This window comes from Aureimonas glaciei (assembly GCF_014643375.1).
In the GTDB taxonomy this organism is placed as follows: Bacteria; Pseudomonadota; Alphaproteobacteria; order Rhizobiales; family Rhizobiaceae; genus Plantimonas; species Plantimonas glaciei.
In genome coordinates, this window is record NZ_BMJJ01000003.1 from 36,513 (window position 1) to 55,649 (window position 19,137).

Below are 19,137 nucleotides of genomic sequence, written 5' to 3' on the forward strand. Positions count from 1 at the left end.
GGGGCGTCGTTGGACCGGTGCTTGCAGCATACGATGACGGTCGTCATCCCGGCCTTGAGCCGGGATCCATGCCAAATCGCCTGAGATCCTCGAGGACGGCGGACCGGCGCCTGTCCTGCGCCCGAGCGTCTTCCTCGCTGCTTCAGCATGGATCCCGGCTCAAGGCCGGGATGACGAGCCGGAGAGGGGAGTGCCTCTCGACTTTCAAGCCGATGCGGCCGCGTCATGCGTAGACCCCTCCTCGTCGCCACCCTCCTCGTCGTGCTCGCCGCCGCGGCGACCCTCGCCGGAGCCCGCTGGTTCGACCGTGCCATCGAGGCCCGCATCGCCGCCATGACCGAGCCGGAGACCGGCGTCACGGTGACGGCGCGTGGCGGCGAATTGCTCCGGGCTTTTGCCGACCGCGACGGGCGATGGCGGCTGGATATCGGGACGGGGGATGTCGACCAGCGCTTCGTGAAAATGCTGACCGCCTGGGAGGATCGGCGCTTCGAAAGCCATGGCGGCGTCGACTTGTGGGCGGTGCTGCGGGCGGTGTGGCAGTCGGTGCGGCATGGTCGCATCGTCTCCGGCGGCTCGACGCTGACCATGCAGGTGGCGCGCATGCAGGAGAACCTGCCGACCGGCAGTTTCGTCTCCAAGGGCGAGCAGGTGCTCGGCGCCTACGCGCTGGAGCGGTCGCGGACGAAGGACGAGATCCTCGGCCTCTACCTCAAGCTCGCGCCCTATGGCGGCAATATCGAAGGCATCCGTGCGGCGAGCCTCGCCTGGCTCGGCAAGGAGCCGCGGCGGCTGACGGTGGCGGAGGCGGCGCTGCTGGTGGCGCTGCCGCAGGCGCCCGAACGCCTGCGGCCGGACCTCCACGCCGATCGTGCCCAGCGCGCCCGCGACCGGGTGATTTTGCGCATGCGCGATCTTGGCATTCTCTCGGAAGACGAGGCGCGGCGCGGCCAGGCCGAACCGATCCCGCGAAAGCGCCGCGACCTGCCGATGCTGGCGCCGCACGCGACCGAGCGGCTGCACCGGGAGAACCCCACCGCCCAAAAACTCATGCTCACTCTCGACGCCTCGCTGCAGCAGCGGCTGGAAGACTATGCCAAGGCGCGTGTGACAGCGATGGCAGCGCCCCTGAGCCTCGCCATTCTCGTCGCCGACCACCGCACGGGCGAAATCCTCGCCTCGGTCGGCTCGCCCGACATCTTCGACGCCAAACGGCAGGGCTATGTCGACCTGACGCGCGCGCAGCGCTCGCCCGGCTCGACGCTGAAGCCGCTGATCTATGGCCTCGCCTTCGAGCGGGGCGTCGCCCATCCCGAAAGCCTCGTCGACGACCGGCCGACGGCCTTTGCCGGCTATACCCCGCAGAATTTCGACCATGTCTTCGAGGGGCTGATTACCGCGCGCCGCGCGCTGCAGCTCTCGCGCAACCTGCCGGCGGTGGAGCTGCTCGCCGCCGTCGGCCCGTCGCGGCTGGTGCAGCGCATGCGCCGCGCCGGGGCCTCGCCCGAGCTCGGTAGCCGGACGATCCCGGGCCTGGCCATCGGCCTCGGCGGCCTCGGCCTGTCGCTGGAGGATCTCGTCAGGATCTATGCCGGCATCGCCCATGGCGGCATGGCGAAGCCCTTGAGGATCGATGCGAGTTCCGCGGCGATCCTCGGCGCGAAGCCGGCGGCGCGCGTGCTGTCGGAACAGGCGGCCTGGTATGTCACCTCGATCCTTGCCGGCGCGACGACGACGGTGAAGGGCTCGCCCGGGACCATCGCGCACAAGACCGGCACCTCCTTCGGCTACCGCGACGCCTGGTCGATCGGCTATGACGGCGAGCATGTCGTCGGCATCTGGCTCGGCCGGCCGGACGGCGCGCCGGTCGCCGGCCTCGTCGGACAGGACTCGGCGGTTCCCGTGATGCGCGACGTCTTCGCCCGCATCGGCCCGCCCGTGCGCCTGCCGGGGCCGCCGCCGGGCATCCTCGCCGCCGCCGGCCGCAACCTGCCGCCGCCGCTGCGCCTCGTCGGCAGTTCGGCGACGCGGCCGGGCAGCGCCGGACCGGCGCCGGAGATCGTCTTCCCGCCGGATGCCGCCCATGTGGAGCTCGGCCTCGCCGAGGGCGCCGCCGCCGACCTCTCCCTGAAGGTGCGCAACGGCGCGCCACCCTTCACCTGGTATGTCGACGGCGCGCCGGTGGTGCGCGGCCAGTTCGACCGCCAGGCCTCCTGGGCTGCGAAGGAGCCGGGCTTCGTCGACATCTCCGTGGTGGACTCGGCAGGCGCCGCCGCATCCAGCCGGGTCTTTGTGGACTGACTGCCGGTCAGCCGAGCTCGTGGGCCGCCTGAAAACGCTCCGTGAACAGCGGCGCAGCTTCAGCGACGGCGGCCAGCGAATAGCCGCCTTCTTGGACGATGACGGTCGGCAGGCCGAGGCCGCCGAGGATGGTGCCGATGCGGCCGTAAGCCTCGGTGGTCACGGCGAGCTTCGACAGCGGATCGTCGCGGTGCGCGTCCCAGCCGGCCGAGATCACCAGCGCCTCTGCACCGAAACTGGAGACTTTTTCCGCCAGCCTCTCGACGGCGGCGACGAAGGCCTCGTCGTCCGCCCCAAAGGGCAGTGGCAGGTTGAGGTTAAATCCCTCGCCGTCGCCGGCGCCGGTCTCCTCGGCATAGCCGGCGAAATGCGGGTAGTAGGCGCTGGGATCGGTGTGGGTGGAGGCGACGAGGACGTCGCTGCGGCGGTAGAAGATGGCCTGCGTACCGTCGCCGTGATGGGTGTCGATGTCGAGGATCGCCACGCGCGAATAGGTCTTGCGCAAGATCTCGGCTGATATCGAGGCGTTGTTGAAGAAGCAGAAGCCGTTGGCGCGGTCGGCATAGGCGTGGTGGCCGGGCGGGCGGCAGAGCGCGAAGCTGGCACGCTCGCCCGAACGCACCGCCTCGGCCGCGGCGATGGCGGTTTGCGCCGAGGCGTAGGCGGCGCGAAAGGTGCCATCCATCATGGCGCAGGAGAGATCGCCGATATACCAGCCGGTGCGGCCGAGAATGCCGGTGGTCCGCGGCTTTCCGCGCGGCGCGAAATCGGCGCCCGAGGAGACGTAGGGGTGGATGTTCGGCAGCACTTCCGGTCCGGCATTCGGCAGTTTCTGGAACAGGTCGTAGGCCTCCGTGAGGAAGGCGACGTAGTGGTCGGCGTGGACGGCGTGGATCGGCGCCAGGCCATGATCAGCGGGCGCCTCCTGTTGCAAGCCGAGGGCGGAGAGTTTGGCGATCAGCGTCTCGGCCCGCGCCGGGTTCTCCAGCGGGGTAATCAGGCGGCCATGGACGCCGTACTGCGTCGGCCGGTGGGCGGTCTGGGCGGGATCGAAGAACAGGCGCATGGAAATCCGGGGCTGGGCGCAGGGCGCGGGCGGGTGCCGCGAGGCTATGCCAGCGCGGCGGCGCCGTCACTAGGGCGGCGAGGGGCGTCGGGCTTTTGGATGAGAAGAAAAGGGGCGACGGGTGAGACGGGGTGGCTCGGCAGCGTTTAAATCCGCGCTGTATCCCTCAGGCGCCAACCTCTCCGAATAGTCATTGTCGGGCTTGACCCGACAACCCACGCCGAGGCGTTACGACCGCCGCTTGGGGTCAGGGTATCGCTTTCGAGCACGCCGTTTCCTGCTGCGGGAGTGCCGGTTTCGGGTGCTTCGGCATGGGTCGTCGGGTCAAGCCCGACGATGACTATCTGAGAGGGAGGCGGCCTGCGATGTCGCCCGACGGGGGCCACTATGGGGTCGCGCGCTTGTTCGACAGGCGCAAACCCCTGATTTCGTCATTGTCGGGCTTGACCCGACAACCCATGCCGAAGCGTTTGAGCCGCCGCTTCGGGTCAGGATGCTGTGTTGAGCGGAGCATTTCCTGCTGCCGGAATGCCGGTTTCGGGTGCTTCGGCATGGGTCGTCGGGTCAAGCCCGACGATGACTATCTGAGAGGGAAACGCCGGGCATGTCGCGCCCCGAAAGGGCGCGACATGCCCATGATCCCGCGCATCTCTCTGCTGCTCCCGTCCGCCGCAACCGCAGTGGCGACGGGGGTTACCCCTCGCGCTTGATCCCGTTCAGTTCGGCGACGACGTCGGTGAGCATGGGCACGAAATCGTCGCCACGGCCGATCGATTCCGCCGTGGCGTAGGAGTTCTTCACGGCGCTGGCGATGTGCGTGGCGATGCCGGATTCGTTGGCCATGGAGACGAGGTAGCGGGTGTCCTTGTGGGCGTTCTTCAGGGTGAACTTGTGGGCGTCGCGGTCGCGACCGACGACGTATTGCATGAAGGTCTGGTAGAAGCCGCAGTCCATCCGGCCGCCGGAGAGGACGCTGTGGAAGATTTCGGGCGAGACGCCGGATTTCTGGCCGATGGCGAGCGCCTCGGCATAGAGCGCGCCATAGCCGAGCGAGAGGAAATTGTTGAGGAGCTTCATCGTGTGGCCGGAGCCGATCTCGCCGGTGTGGACGATCTTGCCGGCCCAGGTGTCGATCAGCGGGCGGACCTTCTCCATCAGGTCAGGTGTGGCGCCGACCATGCAGTCGAGCGTGCCGGTCCAGGCCTCCTTCGGTGTGCGCGACAGCGGCGCGTCGACGAGCGTGACGCCCTTGGCCGCGCAGAGATCGAAGAGCTGACGCGTGGAGACGGGGTTGGAGGTCGAGCTGTCGAGGATGATCAGGCCGGGCCTGGCGGTGGAGAGGAGACCCTCGGGGCCGGCGATCACGGCCTCGACCTCGGGCGAGCCGGGCAGGCAGAGGACGATCATGTCGCAGGAAGCGCCGAGCTCGGCCACCGAGCCGGCCTCGGTCGCGCCGCGCGTCACCAGGTCCTCGATCGCCTCGCGCTTGCGGTTGGGCAGCGCGCGGAGGGCATAGCCCTTTTCGACGATGTTCTTGGCCATGCCGTGGCCCATGTAGCCGAGGCCGATAAAGCCAATGGTGTCGGTCATGAAATTCTCCCTTGGGCGGCCGAAGATGTCAGATCAGCCTATTTTCAGTTCGATTCCGCCGACGGCGCGAAGCGGTTGCCGGCGGCTCAAAGAGCCGCGTCGGCGCCCCTGGCGCGACGTCCTCCCTGACGGCAAAGAAAGGCCGCTGGCAGAGCGCCAGTGGCCTCGTTGAAGATGGCGCAGCTGGGGCAAAAGTCCCGCCGCTGGGTTTCGCTACCGCGGTTCAGACGTCAGCGCAGCATCCTATGATCCTGAATCCGGATCCTCGCAGATTGAATCGCGACGTTGCGTCATCGCTTGAGGGTCCCGCAAGAGGTTTGAGGTGAAGCAGGAGGGGCGGCCCCGTTTCGGTCGGCGGATGGCTTCTCTCTGCTGTCGTATCCTTGGTCCGGCTAGCGGCGATTATACTTCCGAAAAGGTCACGCTGACATATTTCCATCCAGAATCCGGCGACGCCGGCAAGCGCTTGTTCGGAGACTCGAATTCTGCTTTGGCAAGGTCCTATTTCTTCAGGAGCCGGATGGCCTCGCCGACGATTCCCCTGCGGAACAGCAGCACGCAGAGGACGAAGATGATGCCGATGAGGACGGTGACGGGGAAGCCGACGGCGGCGAGATAGTTCTGCAGGAGGATCACGAGGCCGGCGCCGACGACGGGGCCGAGCATGGTGCCCATGCCGCCGAGCAGCGTCATCAGGATGACCTCGCCCGACATCTGCCATTGCACGTCGGTGAGCGTGGCGATCTGGGTGACCAGCGCCTTGGTCGATCCCGCCGTGCCGGCGAGCGCCGCCGACATGACGAAGGCGCCGAGCTTGTAGCGGTCGACGCGGTAGCCGAGCGAGACGGCGCGGTTCTCGTTCTCGCGGATGGCCTGCAGGATGTGGCCATAGGGCGAATGGACGATGCGCCACACGGCGAGGAAGCCGAGGACGAAGATGGCGAGGACGAAGAAGTACATCGCCAGCGGCTCGTTCAGGTCGATGACGCCGAGGAGGTGGCCGCGCGGCACGTTCTGGATGCCGTCCTCGCCATGGGTGAAGGGCGTCTGCAGGAAGATGAAGGCGACCATCTGCGACAGAGCGAGCGTGATCATGGCGAAATAGATGCCCTGGCGGCGGATCGCCAGCAGCCCGATGAGGAGCCCGAGGAAGGCCGCGCCCGCCGTGCCGAGGAGGATCGCCGAGAGCGGCTCCCAGCCCCATTCCTTCACCGCATGCGCGGTGACGTAGGCGGCGCCGCCGAAGAACGCGGCGTGGCCGAAGGAGAGAAGGCCGGCATAGCCAAGGAGGAGGTTGAAGGCGCAGGCGAAGAGCGCGAAGCACAGAACACTCATCAGGAAGACGGGGTAGACGAAGAAGGGCGCGGCGACGAGGCCGACGAGCCCAAGGAGCGCTGCGGCGAGGCCGATGCGGCCGAGCGGATCGCGTTGCTGGCGTGTGCCGGCGGTTGCGGCCTTGGGGGCGACGAGGGTGCTCATGGGGTCAGGCCTCCCGGCCGAAGAGGCCGGCGGGCCGGGCGAGGAGGACGACGGCCATGACGGCGAAGATCACGATGTTGGACGCCTCGGGGTAGAAGACTTTCGTCAGCCCCTCGAGCAGGCCGAGCATGTAGCCGGTGACGATGGCGCCCATGATCGAGCCCATGCCGCCGACGACGACGACGGCGAAGACGACGATGATGAGGTTCGATCCCATCAGCGGGCTGACCTGGTAGATCGGCGCCGCGAGTACGCCGGCAATGGCGGCAAGGCCCGCCCCGAGGGCGTAGGTGAGCGTCAGCAGCAGCGGAACGTTGACGCCAAAGGCCTGGACGAGCGGCGCGTTTTCGGTGGCGGCCCTCAGATACGCGCCGAGCCGGGTCTTCTCGATCAGGAACCAGGTGGCGAGGCAGATCGCGAGCGAGGCGACGATGACGAAGCCGCGATAGATCGGCATGAACATGAAGCCGAGATTGACGCCGCCCGCGAGCTGCGCCGGTGGCGCATAGGGCTGTCCGGCGGCGCCGAATTGCCACCGGAACACGCCTTCGAGGATCAGCGCCAGGCCGAAGGTGAAGAGCAGGCCATAGAGCGGATCGAGGCCGTAGAGTTTTGACAGCATGGTCCGCTCGATCAGCGCCGAGACCACGGCGACGATGATCGGCGCGACGATCAGCGCCGGCCAGAAGCCGATGCCGCCGTGCTGCAGCAGGAGATAGGCGGTGAAGGCGCCCAGCATGTACTGCGCGCCATGGGCGAAGTTGATGACCCGGAGGAGGCCGAAAATGACGGCGAGGCCGAGGCTGAGGAGGGCGTAGAACGAGCCGTTGATGAGCCCGATCAGCAGCTGGCCGGCGAGGGCGGGAAGCGGGATGCCAAGGATCATGGTCATAGTCTGGCTTCCCCCGTCAGAACTGGGTGCCCTGTCGATGAAACTGGGTGAGCCGGGCCGACAAGCTGGCGCCATTCTTCTCCCCCGGGGGGAGAAGGTGGACGGCGCGAAGCGACGGCCGGAAGAGGGGAATGCGCGGACGGGAACGGAGACGCAGAAGCGCTGGTCCGTTCTTTCAGGGTGCCCGCCTGCGGCGGCCCCTCATCCCGCTGCCGCGACCTTCTCCCCGGAGGGGAGAAGAATGCAGCGTTGCTGCCGCGACCGTTCTTCAAGGTCGCATTGCTCCGGCGCCTCATCAGCCCCCCATGGTCTGGCGCAGGCTCGTCATCGTGAGAGCGGCAGACGACCTGGTGCCATTCTTCTCCCCTGGGGGGAGAAGGTGGACGGCGCGAAGCGACGGCCGGAAGAGGGGGATGCGCGGACGGGAACGGAGATGCAGAAGCGCTGTTCAGCGTCGTGACTGATCCTTTGAGGGTGTCCGCCTGCGGCGGCCCCTCATCCCGCTGCCGCGACCTTCTCCCCGGAGGGGAGAAGAAGCTGTGTCGGCCGTTGCTGCCTTGCTCGACAAAAATCCTGAGCATCTCAGACCCCCACGACCTGGCGCAGGCGCGCCATCTTGGAATCGAGGTCGGCGGTCGGAAAGTTTTCGAGCATGTGGCCGTCCTCCATCAGGAAGAAGCGGTCGGCGACCTTGCGGGCGAAGCGGAAATTCTGCTCGACGAGGAGGAGGGTCATGCCCTTTTTCTTCAGCTCCAGGAGGACGTCGCCGATGCGCTGGACGATGACCGGGGCGAGGCCTTCGGTCGGCTCGTCCAGAAGGATGATGCGGGCGCCGGTTCTGAGGATGCGGGCGAGGGCCAGCATCTGCTGCTCGCCGCCGGACAGTTTCGTGCCGGGCGAGTTTCGGCGTTCGGCCAGATTCGGGAAGAGGTGGTAGATCTCCTCGACGCTGATGCCGCCCTCGGCGACCTTCGGCGGCAGCATCAGGTTTTCCTCGACCGACAGGGTCGCGAAGATGCCGCGCTCCTCCGGCACGTAGCCGATGCCGGCATGCGCGGTCTTGTGCACGGGGACCTTGATCATGTCGCGGCCCGAGATCTTGATCGTGCCCTCGCGGCGCGAAAGCAGGCCCATGATGGCGCGCAGCGTCGTGGTCTTGCCGGCGCCGTTGCGGCCGACGAGGGTGATCGTCTCGCCCTCGTAGAGATCCAGCGAGACGCCGTGCAGGACATGGCTCTCGCCATACCAGCCGTTGAGATCGCGCACCTCGAGAAGCGGCCGGTCAGTCCGGGGTTTTGGCGCGGCGCTATTCATGCTCGGACCCCAGATAGGCTTCCTTGACGCGGGGATCGGCGCTGACCGTGGCGTAGCTGCCCTGCGACAGGATCTCGCCGCGGGCGAGCACCGTCACCTCGTCGCAGAGGTCGGCGACGACGGAGAGATTGTGCTCGACCATCAGGATCGTGCGTCCTTCTCCGATGCGCCGGATGAGGGCGGAGATGCGGCCGATGTCCTCGGCGCCCATGCCGGCCATGGGCTCGTCGAACAGCATCACCGGCGGGTCGAGGGCGAGGGTCGTGGCGATCTCCAGCGCGCGCTTGCGGCCATAGGAGAGCTCGACCGCCTGGAGATGGGCGCTGTCGGCAAGATTCACCGCCTCGATCAGCTCCATCGCACGGGCATCGAGCCGGTCGAGCAGCCGGTTGGAGCGCCAGAACTGGGTGGCGAGGTTCGCCGGGCGCTGCAGCGCGACACGGACATTGTCGAGGACGGTGAGGTGCGGAAACACCGCCGAGATCTGGAACGAGCGCACGAGGCCGAGCCGGGCGACTTCCGCCGGCCCGGTGCGGGTGATGTCGCGGCCGTCGAAGGTGATGGTCCCCGCCGTCGGCGCGAAGAACTTGGTGAGGAGGTTGAAGACCGTCGTCTTGCCGGCGCCGTTCGGGCCGATGAGGGCGTGGATGGTGCCGCTGCGGACGTCGAGATCGACATTGCTGACGGCCTTGAAGCCGAAGAATTCCTTGGTGAGGCCGCGGGCGGAGAGGATGACCTCGCCGCGGGCCGCAGCGGGCGACGCGGCAGCAGCGCTCATCGCCCGGCCTCGGCATCCGCGGCGATGGCGCGGGCGGGCCGCAGCTCGTCGCCCGTGTGGCTCGGCACCATGGCCGTCAGAGCGGCGGGCGTTACAGGCATTGAAGTCGTGGCGGTATGGTGCAAGGGCGCCATGCTGCTCTCCCGGTCGTCGTCAGGCGCCGCCGGCAAGGCCGGATCGGCTGGGAAAGAGACCCGCGGCGCAGCAGCCGCGGGCCTTCCGGTCAGTCGAAGATCGCGCCCGCCGGCGGGCGAAAGGCCGGAGCCTATTTCGGGAAGGCCGAGACGTCGCAGCCGCTGTCCTCGACCGAGAGATAGGCGTCGGCCGCCGGCACGGTCGCGATCTCCTTGAAGTAGTCGAAGGGCTTGGTCGACTCCGCCGGGGTCTTCACCTGGAAGAGGTACATGTCGTAGGCCATGCGGCCATTGGCCTGGACCTTGCCGGTCTTGGTGAAGGCATCGGAAACCGGCATTTCGTGCAGCTTGGCGGCAACCGCCTTGGTCTCGTCGGTCTTGGCGGCATCGATCGCCTTCAGATACTGCAAGACGGCGGAATAGGTGCCGACCTGGATGGTGTTCGGCATGCGCTGCGTGCGGGCGAAGAATTTTTCGCCGAAGGCGCGGTTCTCGTCGTTCTGGTCCCAGTACCAGCCCTCGGTGAGGTTGATGCCGTTGGCCGCCTCGAGGCCGAGGCCGTGCACTTCCGCCAGGGTGAAGAGGAGGGCGGCGAGCTGCTGGCCGCCGGCGACGATGCCGAATTCGGCCGCCTGCTTGATGGCGTTGGCGGTGTCGAGGCCGGCATTGGCGAAGCCGACGACCTTGGCGCCGGAGGCCTGCGCCTGGAGGAGGAAGGACGAGTAGTCGGTGGTGGCGAGCGGATGGCGCACGGCGCCGAGGACGAAGCCGCCATTGGCCTTGACGAAATCGCCGGTCTGCTGCTCGAGCGAATAGCCGAAGGCGTAGTCGGCGGTGAGGAAGAACCACGAGTCGCCGCCGGCCTTCACCAGCGCGCCGCCGGTGCCGACGGCGAGCGCGTGCGTGTCATAGGCCCAGTGAAAGCCGTAGGGGCTGCACTGCTTGCCGGTGAGCTCGGTCGAGGCCGCGCCGGTGACGATGTCGATCTTGCCCTTTTCCTTCGACAGGCCCTGCACGGCGAGGGCGACGGAGGAGGTGGTGAGCTCCATGATCGCGTCGACCTTCTGCACATCGTACCATTCGCGGGCGATGTTGGAGGCGATGTCGGCCTTGTTCTGGTGGTCGGCGTCGACGATCTCGATCGGCTTGCCGAGCACGGTGCCACCGAAATCCTCGACCGCCATCTTCGCTGCCTCGACCGACCACTTGCCGCCGAAATCGGCGTAGACGCCGGACTGGTCGTTGAGGATGCCGATCTTGACGACGTCGTCGGAGATTTCCTGCGCCATGGCGGCGAAAGGCGTCAGCGCGATGGCCGCGGCGGAGGCGGCGAGAATGAGGGCGTGGTGGCGCATAAGGTGAATCCTCCCAGATTCGAAACGACGCTCGGAAAACACGAGCACTTCCCTCCCAGAAAGCACCCCGGCGACTTGTTCGGACGAAGTTGTGCGGCACGGCAACAAAGACTGTCAAGCAGGGAGCCTGAGGAGTCCGGCGCGCTCCGCCGAAAGGATGAGAGCGCCGCACGGCCGCCGGTGCGATCTCGGAAATGGCGGGTCAGGAAGCTGCGTGCTCGCCTGGACCGGAACGCGGAGTCCGGCGCCGCGGGCGGCCCGGGCGGCGGAATTGGGCGTTGACCGCGCGGCCGGGCTGGCGATCGTCGCCCGGCCGGTCGTGGCGTTGCGGCGGCCGGCCCTGGAGCCAGCCGAGACTGCGGTGCACGGCGATGTGCCGGTTGAGGTCGTAGCGGGCGCTGCCGGCCCGGGCGAGGCGCAGGAGGCGCTCCGCCTCGGTTGTGAGCCTTTGTTCGATGCGGCGCCGGAGCTCCGGCGGAAGGGCGGCGGCCGCCGGGACGGCTGCCGCGGCATCGAGGTCACAGGGCGGGAAGCCGAGGCGGGCGAGTAGAAAACGCCGCTCGAAAGCCTCGGTTCGTTGGTCGGCCTCGCGTTGCAGCTGCCGCCTGTGCCGCGCGACCGCCGCGCGCAGGGCAGCCTCCAGCGCATCCGATCCGGTTTCATCCATGGCGTCATTCTCCCCGGGGATTTCCCCGAAGATGGGCCGCGGGAGTTGGTAGAGGAAAAAAATCCTTTGCGGCTTGCGGTGGGACTGGCCCTCTGGGCCTCATATCGCGGCTTCAGCGACCGGGTCAGGATCTCTTGGGGGAGGAAAGATTTCCTATCATGCTCCTCATGCGGTAAGGCTTGGGGCAGAGGCTGGGCACCGAGGAGAGGCAATATGTCGGAAGTGGTCTTGTTCACGCAGCACAGGGTGCGCAACGGCACGCGGCCGCGAGAGGGCGGCGGCAGAAAGGCGCCTCCCGAAGCGCTCGCCGCGCCGCAGCCGCGCGATCCCGCGGCGCTGTCGCCCGAGCGGGAGGGCTGCCTGCTGTCGCGCCAGATCGCCAGCGCCGTCCTCGCCATTCCGCTCGAGGAAATCGGCCGGGCGAACCGCGGCGAGGCGGAGATCTGCACCGCGCGGCATGTGGCGATGTATCTCGCCCATGTCATCTTCCAGGTGCCGCTGACCGCCATCGGCGCCGATTTCGGCCGCGACCGCACCAGCGTCGCGCATGCCATCAGGCGGGTCGAGGACCAGCGCGACCGGCCCGACTTCGACGCGCAGCTGACCCGGCTGGAGGTCCTGGCCGGCCAATGCCGCACGCTGCTCGATCAACGCCGCGGCCTCGCCTGATGGCGGGCGCGCGCAAGGCTGCGGGCTCAAGGCCCGACCTGCCGGGCTTCAATGCAGACGAATCGCCGCTCGGCCGGCTGGCGACGCGCGGCGGCCGGGACGGAGAGGCCTATCTCGGCGTGGCCGAGACCCTGGCCGGCGAGCGGCTGCGGGCCGACTTCACGCGGGCCGGCATGGCGCCGACCCTGACGCAGCGCTGGGATGCGGCCCCGCGCGGCGGCGGCACCGGCCGCGGCGGCTTCGACCTCAGCGACAGCGCGCTCGATGCGCGCCGGCGGGTCGACGCGGCGCTGGCGGCGGTCGGCCCCGAGCTGTCCGGCGTGCTCCTCGACGTCTGCTGCTTCCTGAAGGGGCTGGAGCAGGTGGAACGCGAGCGGCAGTGGCCGGTGCGCTCGGCCAAGCTGATGCTAAAGACGGGGCTCGCCGCGCTCGGCCGGCACTACGGTTTTGGCGCCGAGGCCGTCGGCGGCGCGGCACGCCTGCGGCGCTGGGGGACGCCGGACTATCGGCCGACGATCGGCGGCGGCTGAAGCGCGGTTTGGGTTGGGCTGAGAGGGCGAGGCCGGATCGCAATCGGCGCCCGGCGCCTCGGGTTTCCGCCTGATTTTCAGGCCTCAGGCCTCAAGCCTCAGGCCTCAAGCCTCAAGCCTCAAGCCTCGGCCATCGCCCGGCGCGCGTCTTCCTTGATCCGGCCGACCATGGAGCGCAGACCGTTGGAGCGCTGCGGCGTCAGGTGTTCCTGGAGGCCGAGGCGGCCAAAAGTCGCCTCCGCGTCGATGGCGAGGATTTCCGGGGCGGTGCGGCCGGAAAACAGCGACAGCGCGATGGCGACGAGGCCACGAACGATATGGGCGTCGGAATCGCCGGCGAAGGTCAGGCGCGGGGGCGCGCCTGGGAGGATGTCGCTGACCAGCCACACCTGGCTGACGCAGCCGGGAACCTTGGTCGTGTCGTTCTGCGTGCCCTCGGGCAGCGGCGGCAGCTCCCGGCCGAGCTCGATCAGGTAGCGATAGCGATCGTCCCAGTCGTCGAGCAGCTCGAAATTGGTCTCGATGTCGTCGATCGTCGTCATTGCCGTCCCGCCATGGCCTTTCGGCGGGCATGGCGCCCGCCGGCTTTCGGAACGGATATAGGGGCGCCGGCCGGACTTGTCAGGTCGCGCGTCGCGCCGTGCGCCTCCGCGTGACTCAGAACCGCGGCGCCGGGGTCGGGACCGCCAGAGCGGGACGGTGGGCGGTCGCGACGGGCAGCGGCGCGGGATCGGCCGGCACCGCGGACGCGGTTTCGACGGCGCGCTGCGGCGGGCGATAGGCGGCTGGGCCGCGCAGCACGGGCGGGGCGGCATCGACGGCGCCGGTCATCACGGGATCGGTCGGGGTGGGGAGCGCGGCGATGGCGGTGGCCGTGGCCGGGGCCGGGGCGGCGGCGGGGGGCGGGGAGGCGGGCGCGACGCGGTCCTGGACGAGGCTGTAGGCCATGGCGACGCCGTCGCCGATGCGCTCGCCGGCGAAGACGGCGAACTCGCGGCCGGTATCGCAGGCCTGCGGGGCCCGCGTGCAGAAGCCGCTGAGATCGGCGATCGCCTCCTGCGCGCCGACGAAGGCGCCGACGACGCTGAGATGGGCCGAGGTCTCCTTCGGCGTGCCGCCGAAGGGCATGAAGAAGGCGATGAGACCGAGCCAGAAGGCGGCCTTCAGGATGAAACGCATGCTGCCTGCTCCTGCGACGTGGCGCGGCTGTTGCTGTGGCACGGTGTCCCGTGCCGGGTGAGGCCTGGAGCGCCGGGCGCTTCCCTTCACTCCTTGCCTGATCCGCACCATGCCCGAAAGGCACGAAGACCCGGTTCAAACTTGTCGTCGAATTTGACTCAAATGCAATCGATCGGCCGACGGGTCGATGCCGGGCGGAAAAAATACCCTGGGATACAGACGAAAGACCCTGCCTTCTCCGTACGGCAGTCGGCAGTCTCTCCGAGAGATGCGGCCGGCGCGGTGGCGCGATTCCCGTCGAAGCCGGTGCCGACGGCGCGCCTCCGGCTGTGGTGTCGCCCGCGGACCGGCCGGACGAGCCGCCGTTTATGCCTTCCTTAAAGGGTTAAGGCGATGATGGAGACCAAGCCAGAGAGGGCCGCCCGGACAGATTCGGTCGGCCGCGCCTGGCATCGACGGTAGATGCGGGTTGTGGATGACGCATATCAGCGAGGCAGACGGAAGCGCATCGGGGCTGGATTCCAGCACCTTCGCGACGGCGCTGTCCGGCACGTTCGAGCGACTGGTCTCGCCCAGGATCGACGAGCCCGACGAGCGCGCGCGCCAGCGTCGCGCGCTCGCCGGGCTGGTTTCGATGGGCCTTGCCGCGGCGCTCGTCCTGCCCTTCGCCAGCCTCGGTGATATCGGCATGCGCGGCGTGGCGCTGCCGGCGGTGGTCGCCGGCGCGTGTCTCGCGCTGGCCGGCCTTCTCGCCTCGAGCGGGCGCCTGACGCTCGTACTCCTCCTCGCCATTGCCGGCGCCACCGCGCTCGTCGGGGCCGTCGCCCTGGCCGGCGGCGGATTGTCCTCGCCCGTCCTGTTTCTGCTTCTCCTGGCGCCGATCGAAGCGGCGCTGACCGGGCGGCGGCAGCTCGCCGCCTCGGCCACCGGTATTGCCTGCCTCGCGCTCGGCGCGGTGGCGCTGGCGCAGTGGCTGGGCCTGGCGTCGGCGCAGAGCTTTGCCTTCGATGGCGCCCTGACGGCGGGCCTCTGCCTGCTCTACGGCGCCTGGCAGGCGCTGCGGCTGTGGCGCAGCCGGGAAAAGACGGTGATCGCCCGGGGGCTTCAGGAAACGGAAGCGCTGCTGATCGAGAACGGCCTCTGCGAGGCGGTGCTGCGCTTCTCGCCGGAAGGCGGGCTGCTCTCGGCCTCGGCCGCCGCCGCCGGCCTGTTCGAGACCTCCGTGCCGCCGCTCAGCGACAAGGCGATCTTCCACGCCATCCACGTCACCGACCGCGTCCGCTATCTCAAGGCCTTCGGCGATCTGAGGGGCGGCGCCGATGCCGTCGTCGTCGAGGTCAAGGTCCAGTCGGCCGCCAGCCAGGCGCAGCACTTCCGCGACGTGGCGTTCAAGTTCATGTCGGTACGCGATGGTGCCGGGCAGCTGCACGCCATTCTCGCCATCGCCCGCGACGTCTCCGCCGAGCGCGCGCTGACCGCCGAGCTGACGCGCGCTCTGGCCGCGGCGGAACAGGGCTCGGACGCCAAGAGCCATTTCCTGGCTGCCGTCAGCCACGAGCTGCGCACGCCGCTGAACGCCATCATCGGCTTTTCCGACGTGCTCCACCAGGAGCTCTTCGGTGGTTTCGACGATCCCCGGCAGAAGGAATATGTCGGGCTGATCCGCCAGTCGGGCGAGCACCTGCTCTCGGTCGTCAACGGCCTGCTCGACATCTCCAAGATCGAGGCCGGCCGCTACGAGATCGAGGTCGAGCGCTTCGACGTCCCGAGAGCCCTGCGCGCGGCGACCGACGTCATCCGTCCGCAGGCCGAGCGCAAGGGACTGACGCTCGACGCGGTGGTGGCCCCGAACCTGCCCGAAGTGATCGCCGATCGCCGGGCCTGCCACCAGATCCTGCTCAATCTTCTGGCCAATGCGGTGAAGTTCACCGATGCCGGCACCGTGACATTGCGCGCCGACGCCCGGGGCGGCATGCTGGTCCTCGCCGTGACCGACACCGGAATCGGCATCGCCCAGAAGGACCTGCCGCGCCTCGGCCAGCCCTTCACCCAGCTCTCCCAGGGGATTGCGCGGCGCTACCAGGGAACCGGGCTCGGCCTTTCGCTGGTCAAGGGCCTCGCCGCGCTCCACCGCGGGACGATGGAGATCGCCAGCGAACTCGGCCGGGGAACCACGGTCACCGTTCGCCTTCCTCTCGACAGCATGGCCGCAATCGCCGAAGCAGAGTCCTCCAGAAATAAGATCGTGGCGCTGACCGATGCCTGCAAAGAGACAGAAACCCATCCCGAGAAAGACCGGTCGGGCCGTCGCACGGCCTAGCGCCGCGCGGGCGGTGCTGAACGGCTCGGCCGCCATGCTCGGCGCGATCGGCCGTCCGGTCGTGGCCCGGCCGGTTCTGTCGGGCAGCATCGCCGGCGTCGCGGTGCTGTTCGCCGTCGTTTCCACCAATGCGATCTATGCCCAGCCGGGCCGCCATCCCCGGCCGATGATGACGACGCGCGCGCTGTCGGCCGAGGATGCGGCTATCCAGTCCGCCGCGGCCGAGCCGACCCTGCAGCCGGTGCCGCTGGTGCTCGAGGTGCAGGAGGCGCTGGCCGCCGCCGGTCACTATGCCGGCCGTCCGGACGGTCGCCCGGGACAGGCGACGGCGGCCGCGATCCGGGCCTTCCAGACCGAGAACGCCTTGCGCGTCGACGGCGAGCCCTCGCCGCTGCTGCTGTCGCAGATCCGTCAGATCGCCGCGGCGGCGCCCAACCCGTCGGCCCGGCCCGAGATTTCCGAACGCATGGCCAGTTTCGAGCCGGCGGCGGAGCCGGGCGCCGGTCGCGCCGCGGCCGACCCCTCGGCGACCGGCTCGACCGGCTCGACCGGGAAGGCAGTGCCGGCGGCGACCGAGGCCCTGTCGGAGAGGGAGCTGGTGCGGCGGATCCAGAGCGGGCTGGCCAATGCCGACGTCGCCGAACTCAAGGCCGATGGCCTCGTCGGCGAGCAGACGCGGGCGGCGATCCGCACCTTCGAGGCGCTCGAGGGCATGGACGTCACCGGCCAGCCCGACCAGCGCCTGCTCGACCACCTCATCGCCATCGGTGCGGTGAAGTGACAGGGGCGCGGTGAAGTGACGGGGCGCGGTGACGTGACGGGGGCGAGCGCGCCATGCGGGTGACCAGCGACCTCTTCGTCTCCCAGCTCCTGCGCCGGGTGTTTGCCGATGGCGGCTTTGCCGCCGTCGAACGCCATGGCGCCGAGGCGGCGGGGGCGATCTTCGTGCTGGTGCGCGCCCGCGACGGAGAGGTGACGCTGTTCAGCCCGGCGAGCCAGACCCATTCTGCCGACGATGGCGGCCGGCGCTTCATGCGCGAGGCGCTCGCCGATGCCGACGCGCTGGAGCGGCGCCTTGCCCGCGAGGCCCGCTTCGATCCCGATTTCTGGGTGGTGGAGATCGAGACCGCGGCGCCGGAAACCTATCTCGACATCGTCGACGGCTGAGCCGGCCGGGCCGGCCCGTCTTCACGCCGCGCCGGCCGGGTGACACTTCCTTCGCTCGCCGTCGATGCGCGAGGGAACCCTCGTCGGTGCTGAATGGACCGGAGCGGTGCCTGGAGAGCGGGGCGAGGGCCAAGCCCCGCGGGCTGCGCTGCCTGGGGACGCACCGGCGTCGCCGGCGATCCGCCGGGCCTCAGCCCGAGCGAAAACCCTTCTGCTCGCCGAACGGCCGCTGGACGCGGCGACCGAAATCGGCCGGCGGCGCCGTTCGCGGCAGCGGCTGCAGGTCTTCGTATTGCGGCTCCAGCCGCGGCGCGGCGACGGTCCGGCGGGCCCGCGGCCCACGGGCGAGCGCCGCGCAGTCCTCCGCCTTCAGGGCGCGGTAGAAGCGCGTCATCAGGCTGAATTTCGCCACGTCGAGGCCGATGTCGGGCTTCAGCATCATCAGAATGGTCAGCGCGTCGGCGGGGGTCGCGCCCAGCGCCTTGATCGCCACGGCCAAGCGCTCGCCGCTCTCGTCGTCGGCGATCTTCTGCAGAACTTCGTCGGCGAGATCGAGCGCCTGGCGCAGGCCCTCGTAGAAGCGCGCGCCGTCCTGCTGGACGGCGAGGGCGACGAGCTCGTGCAGCGTCGGCGCGACCCGGTCGCGGCCGCCGGGCAGAGCCAGCCGCCGAAGGGTCTCGCGGATCAGGTCGGCGGCGCCGGTCGGCGCGGGCAGAGGCGCCGGAACGTCGTCCTCCGGCGGGCTGACGCTGGCGGGGCTCGTCTCCGACGGGCGGGCCGCGACCGGCTGCTCCGGCGCGACGCGCCCGGCCGGGACGGCTGGCGTCGCGGGTGCGGCGGCTGCGGGCGCCGGCGGGGCGGCGGCTGCCGGCACGGCGGCGACCGGCTCCGCCGTCGCGGACGGTGCCTGGGGCGAGGGGGCATCGGGCGCGGGAGCATCTGCAGAGGCGGTCGCGCCCGAGGCCGCTCGACCGGCGATGATCTTGCGCAGGCGGCGGTCACGGCTGGTCCGCAGCGCCAGGAGGTCGGTGGCGCCGAGCGCGGGGCTGGACATCAGGAAGGGCGCCGAAATCTCCAGCGGCTCGGCGATCAAGAGCTCGACGATCGGCCGCGGCACGCGCGGGCTGTGCGACAGCGCGGCGGCCAGCGCCCGGCGGGTCTCCGGCTGGATCTTGTCCCAGAGCGGAACGACGAGGCGGCCGAAATCGCGCGCCTGGTTGTCGCCGGGAGAGCGAAGAGAGCCGTAGCTGGCGACGGCGGCGCTGACGATGGTATCGAATCCGTCGCGGCCAGCGGTCTTTTCTAGGGCTCTAAAGAGGCGCGGGCTGTCGTCCTTCATGGGGCTCCGGGAGTTCGATCGTCATTGCCGACGATCGAAAGAATTAGCTAAGATGTCTTAGCAAGCGATTAACCCTGATCGGCTTTTCTAGCTTCGCGAAAGGTGCGCTCGGCATAGTCCGCCGGACAGACCGACGCTGATAGGGCTTTGCCATGGCAGTCATGCTCCGCTTTCCCCCCCGATCGAGGGCCGATCCGCAGGTGGACCGGCGCGTCGGCGACGACGCACCGACGGCGACGATCGTGATCCTGCCCTGCATCCGGCGCGAGGCCATGGTCCCGGCGGACGAGGCCCGGCAGGACGCGCCGGTGCTGCTCAAGGCGTAAAGCTGGAACTGGTACAGGTCCGACGGAGGGC

19 protein-coding genes are annotated in these 19,137 nt (G+C 69.3%); 7 read left to right on the plus strand and 12 right to left on the minus strand.

The features are described 5' to 3' along the window. Positions 1-225 precede the first annotated feature (225 nt). On the plus strand, positions 226-2,301 hold the full coding sequence (pbpC, locus tag IEX88_RS06905; RefSeq protein ID WP_188849867.1) for a penicillin-binding protein 1C: 2,076 nt from the start codon (positions 226-228) through the stop codon (positions 2,299-2,301). Between the two features lie 7 nt (positions 2,302-2,308). Here pbpC and IEX88_RS06910 read toward each other — a convergent pair whose 3' ends face one another. The 9 genes from IEX88_RS06910 to IEX88_RS06950 form a co-directional block, all read right to left on the minus strand. Beyond that, on the minus strand, positions 2,309-3,367 hold the full coding sequence (locus tag IEX88_RS06910; protein ID WP_188849868.1) for a histone deacetylase family protein: 1,059 nt from the start codon (positions 3,365-3,367) through the stop codon (positions 2,309-2,311). A 693-nt stretch (positions 3,368-4,060) separates the two neighbouring features. Next, positions 4,061-4,957, minus strand: coding sequence for an NAD(P)-dependent oxidoreductase (locus tag IEX88_RS06915; protein WP_188849869.1), 897 nt, complete (start codon positions 4,955-4,957; stop codon positions 4,061-4,063). A 501-nt stretch (positions 4,958-5,458) separates the two neighbouring features. Beyond that, positions 5,459-6,436: a branched-chain amino acid ABC transporter permease gene (locus tag IEX88_RS06920; protein WP_188849870.1), complete on the minus strand. Its 978-nt coding sequence runs from the start codon at positions 6,434-6,436 to the stop codon at positions 5,459-5,461. Between the two features lie 4 nt (positions 6,437-6,440). After that, complete coding sequence (locus tag IEX88_RS06925; protein WP_188849871.1) at positions 6,441-7,328, minus strand: branched-chain amino acid ABC transporter permease; 888 nt, start codon at positions 7,326-7,328, stop codon at positions 6,441-6,443. 582 nt (positions 7,329-7,910) lie between these two features. Then, positions 7,911-8,642: an ABC transporter ATP-binding protein gene (locus tag IEX88_RS06930; protein WP_188849872.1), complete on the minus strand. Its 732-nt coding sequence runs from the start codon at positions 8,640-8,642 to the stop codon at positions 7,911-7,913. Further along, positions 8,635-9,420, minus strand: a complete 786-nt coding sequence (locus IEX88_RS06935; protein WP_188849873.1) for an ABC transporter ATP-binding protein — start codon at positions 9,418-9,420, stop codon at positions 8,635-8,637. Before IEX88_RS06935 ends, IEX88_RS06930 begins: the two co-directional genes overlap by 8 nt. Further along, positions 9,417-9,554: a hypothetical protein gene (locus IEX88_RS06940; protein WP_188849874.1), complete on the minus strand. Its 138-nt coding sequence runs from the start codon at positions 9,552-9,554 to the stop codon at positions 9,417-9,419. The genes IEX88_RS06935 and IEX88_RS06940 overlap by 4 nt, the downstream gene beginning before the upstream one ends. A gap of 131 nt (positions 9,555-9,685) precedes the next feature. Next, the gene (locus IEX88_RS06945) at positions 9,686-10,909 is read right to left on the minus strand and encodes an ABC transporter substrate-binding protein (protein ID WP_188849875.1); all 1,224 of its coding nucleotides are present in this window, start codon (positions 10,907-10,909) and stop codon (positions 9,686-9,688) included. Positions 10,910-11,111: 202 nt separating this feature from the next. Then, entirely contained in the window at positions 11,112-11,576 is a 465-nt protein-coding gene (locus tag IEX88_RS06950; protein ID WP_188849876.1) for a hypothetical protein, read from the minus strand. A gap of 213 nt (positions 11,577-11,789) precedes the next feature. Here IEX88_RS06950 and IEX88_RS06955 point away from each other — a divergent pair, with 213 nt between their 5' ends. After that, a complete protein-coding gene (locus IEX88_RS06955; protein ID WP_188849877.1) occupies positions 11,790-12,245 on the plus strand; it encodes a helix-turn-helix domain-containing protein in 456 nt (151 codons plus the stop codon). Further along, the gene (locus tag IEX88_RS06960; protein WP_188849878.1) at positions 12,245-12,775 is read left to right on the plus strand and encodes a DUF6456 domain-containing protein; all 531 of its coding nucleotides are present in this window, start codon (positions 12,245-12,247) and stop codon (positions 12,773-12,775) included. The genes IEX88_RS06955 and IEX88_RS06960 overlap by 1 nt, the downstream gene beginning before the upstream one ends. A 119-nt stretch (positions 12,776-12,894) precedes the next feature. Here the strand turns inward: IEX88_RS06960 and IEX88_RS06965 are convergent, their stop codons facing one another. Both IEX88_RS06965 and IEX88_RS06970 read right to left on the minus strand, forming a co-directional pair. Next, the gene (locus IEX88_RS06965; RefSeq protein WP_188849879.1) at positions 12,895-13,317 is read right to left on the minus strand and encodes a SufE family protein; all 423 of its coding nucleotides are present in this window, start codon (positions 13,315-13,317) and stop codon (positions 12,895-12,897) included. A gap of 115 nt (positions 13,318-13,432) precedes the next feature. After that, positions 13,433-13,954 (minus strand): DUF5330 domain-containing protein, encoded by a 522-nt coding sequence (locus IEX88_RS06970; RefSeq protein ID WP_188849880.1) that lies wholly within the window; start codon positions 13,952-13,954, stop codon positions 13,433-13,435. Positions 13,955-14,429: 475 nt separating this feature from the next. Here IEX88_RS06970 and IEX88_RS06975 point away from each other — a divergent pair, with 475 nt between their 5' ends. From IEX88_RS06975 to IEX88_RS06985, 3 genes are read left to right on the plus strand one after another with little or no spacing between them, the layout of a single operon-like run. Then, the gene (locus tag IEX88_RS06975) at positions 14,430-16,274 is read left to right on the plus strand and encodes a sensor histidine kinase (RefSeq protein WP_188849881.1); all 1,845 of its coding nucleotides are present in this window, start codon (positions 14,430-14,432) and stop codon (positions 16,272-16,274) included. Positions 16,275-16,287: 13 nt separating this feature from the next. Further along, positions 16,288-17,055, plus strand: a complete 768-nt coding sequence (locus IEX88_RS06980; protein WP_188849882.1) for a peptidoglycan-binding domain-containing protein — start codon at positions 16,288-16,290, stop codon at positions 17,053-17,055. A gap of 53 nt (positions 17,056-17,108) precedes the next feature. Then, complete coding sequence (locus tag IEX88_RS06985) at positions 17,109-17,441, plus strand: DUF1491 family protein (RefSeq protein WP_188849883.1); 333 nt, start codon at positions 17,109-17,111, stop codon at positions 17,439-17,441. Between the two features lie 190 nt (positions 17,442-17,631). Here IEX88_RS06985 and IEX88_RS06990 read toward each other — a convergent pair whose 3' ends face one another. Then, a complete protein-coding gene (locus IEX88_RS06990; RefSeq protein ID WP_188849884.1) occupies positions 17,632-18,780 on the minus strand; it encodes a hypothetical protein in 1,149 nt (382 codons plus the stop codon). Positions 18,781-18,932: 152 nt separating this feature from the next. Here IEX88_RS06990 and IEX88_RS06995 point away from each other — a divergent pair, with 152 nt between their 5' ends. Continuing rightward, positions 18,933-19,106, plus strand: coding sequence for a hypothetical protein (locus tag IEX88_RS06995; RefSeq protein ID WP_188849885.1), 174 nt, complete (start codon positions 18,933-18,935; stop codon positions 19,104-19,106). Positions 19,107-19,137 lie beyond the last annotated feature (31 nt).

What these genes read in the sequence shown, in the direction of transcription:
- IEX88_RS06910 (WP_188849868.1), bottom strand. Translation starts at nt 3,367, where the DNA reads ATGCGCCTGTTCTTCGATCCCGCCCAGACCGCCCACCGGCCGACGCAG.
- IEX88_RS06935 (WP_188849873.1), bottom strand. Translation starts at nt 9,420, where the DNA reads ATGAGCGCTGCTGCCGCGTCGCCCGCTGCGGCCCGCGGCGAGGTCATC.
- IEX88_RS06985 (WP_188849883.1), top strand. Translation starts at nt 17,109, where the DNA reads ATGCGGGTGACCAGCGACCTCTTCGTCTCCCAGCTCCTGCGCCGGGTG.
- IEX88_RS06940 (WP_188849874.1), bottom strand. Translation starts at nt 9,554, where the DNA reads ATGGCGCCCTTGCACCATACCGCCACGACTTCAATGCCTGTAACGCCC.
- IEX88_RS06995 (WP_188849885.1), top strand. Translation starts at nt 18,933, where the DNA reads ATGGCAGTCATGCTCCGCTTTCCCCCCCGATCGAGGGCCGATCCGCAG.
- IEX88_RS06990 (WP_188849884.1), bottom strand. Translation starts at nt 18,780, where the DNA reads ATGAAGGACGACAGCCCGCGCCTCTTTAGAGCCCTAGAAAAGACCGCT.
- IEX88_RS06920 (WP_188849870.1), bottom strand. Translation starts at nt 6,436, where the DNA reads ATGAGCACCCTCGTCGCCCCCAAGGCCGCAACCGCCGGCACACGCCAG.
- IEX88_RS06930 (WP_188849872.1), bottom strand. Translation starts at nt 8,642, where the DNA reads ATGAATAGCGCCGCGCCAAAACCCCGGACTGACCGGCCGCTTCTCGAG.
- IEX88_RS06965 (WP_188849879.1), bottom strand. Translation starts at nt 13,317, where the DNA reads ATGACGACGATCGACGACATCGAGACCAATTTCGAGCTGCTCGACGAC.
- IEX88_RS06915 (WP_188849869.1), bottom strand. Translation starts at nt 4,957, where the DNA reads ATGACCGACACCATTGGCTTTATCGGCCTCGGCTACATGGGCCACGGC.
- IEX88_RS06950 (WP_188849876.1), bottom strand. Translation starts at nt 11,576, where the DNA reads ATGGATGAAACCGGATCGGATGCGCTGGAGGCTGCCCTGCGCGCGGCG.
- IEX88_RS06960 (WP_188849878.1), top strand. Translation starts at nt 12,245, where the DNA reads ATGGCGGGCGCGCGCAAGGCTGCGGGCTCAAGGCCCGACCTGCCGGGC.
- IEX88_RS06955 (WP_188849877.1), top strand. Translation starts at nt 11,790, where the DNA reads ATGTCGGAAGTGGTCTTGTTCACGCAGCACAGGGTGCGCAACGGCACG.
- IEX88_RS06975 (WP_188849881.1), top strand. Translation starts at nt 14,430, where the DNA reads ATGACGCATATCAGCGAGGCAGACGGAAGCGCATCGGGGCTGGATTCC.
- IEX88_RS06945 (WP_188849875.1), bottom strand. Translation starts at nt 10,909, where the DNA reads ATGCGCCACCACGCCCTCATTCTCGCCGCCTCCGCCGCGGCCATCGCG.
- IEX88_RS06970 (WP_188849880.1), bottom strand. Translation starts at nt 13,954, where the DNA reads ATGCGTTTCATCCTGAAGGCCGCCTTCTGGCTCGGTCTCATCGCCTTC.
- pbpC (WP_188849867.1), top strand. Translation starts at nt 226, where the DNA reads ATGCGTAGACCCCTCCTCGTCGCCACCCTCCTCGTCGTGCTCGCCGCC.
- IEX88_RS06925 (WP_188849871.1), bottom strand. Translation starts at nt 7,328, where the DNA reads ATGACCATGATCCTTGGCATCCCGCTTCCCGCCCTCGCCGGCCAGCTG.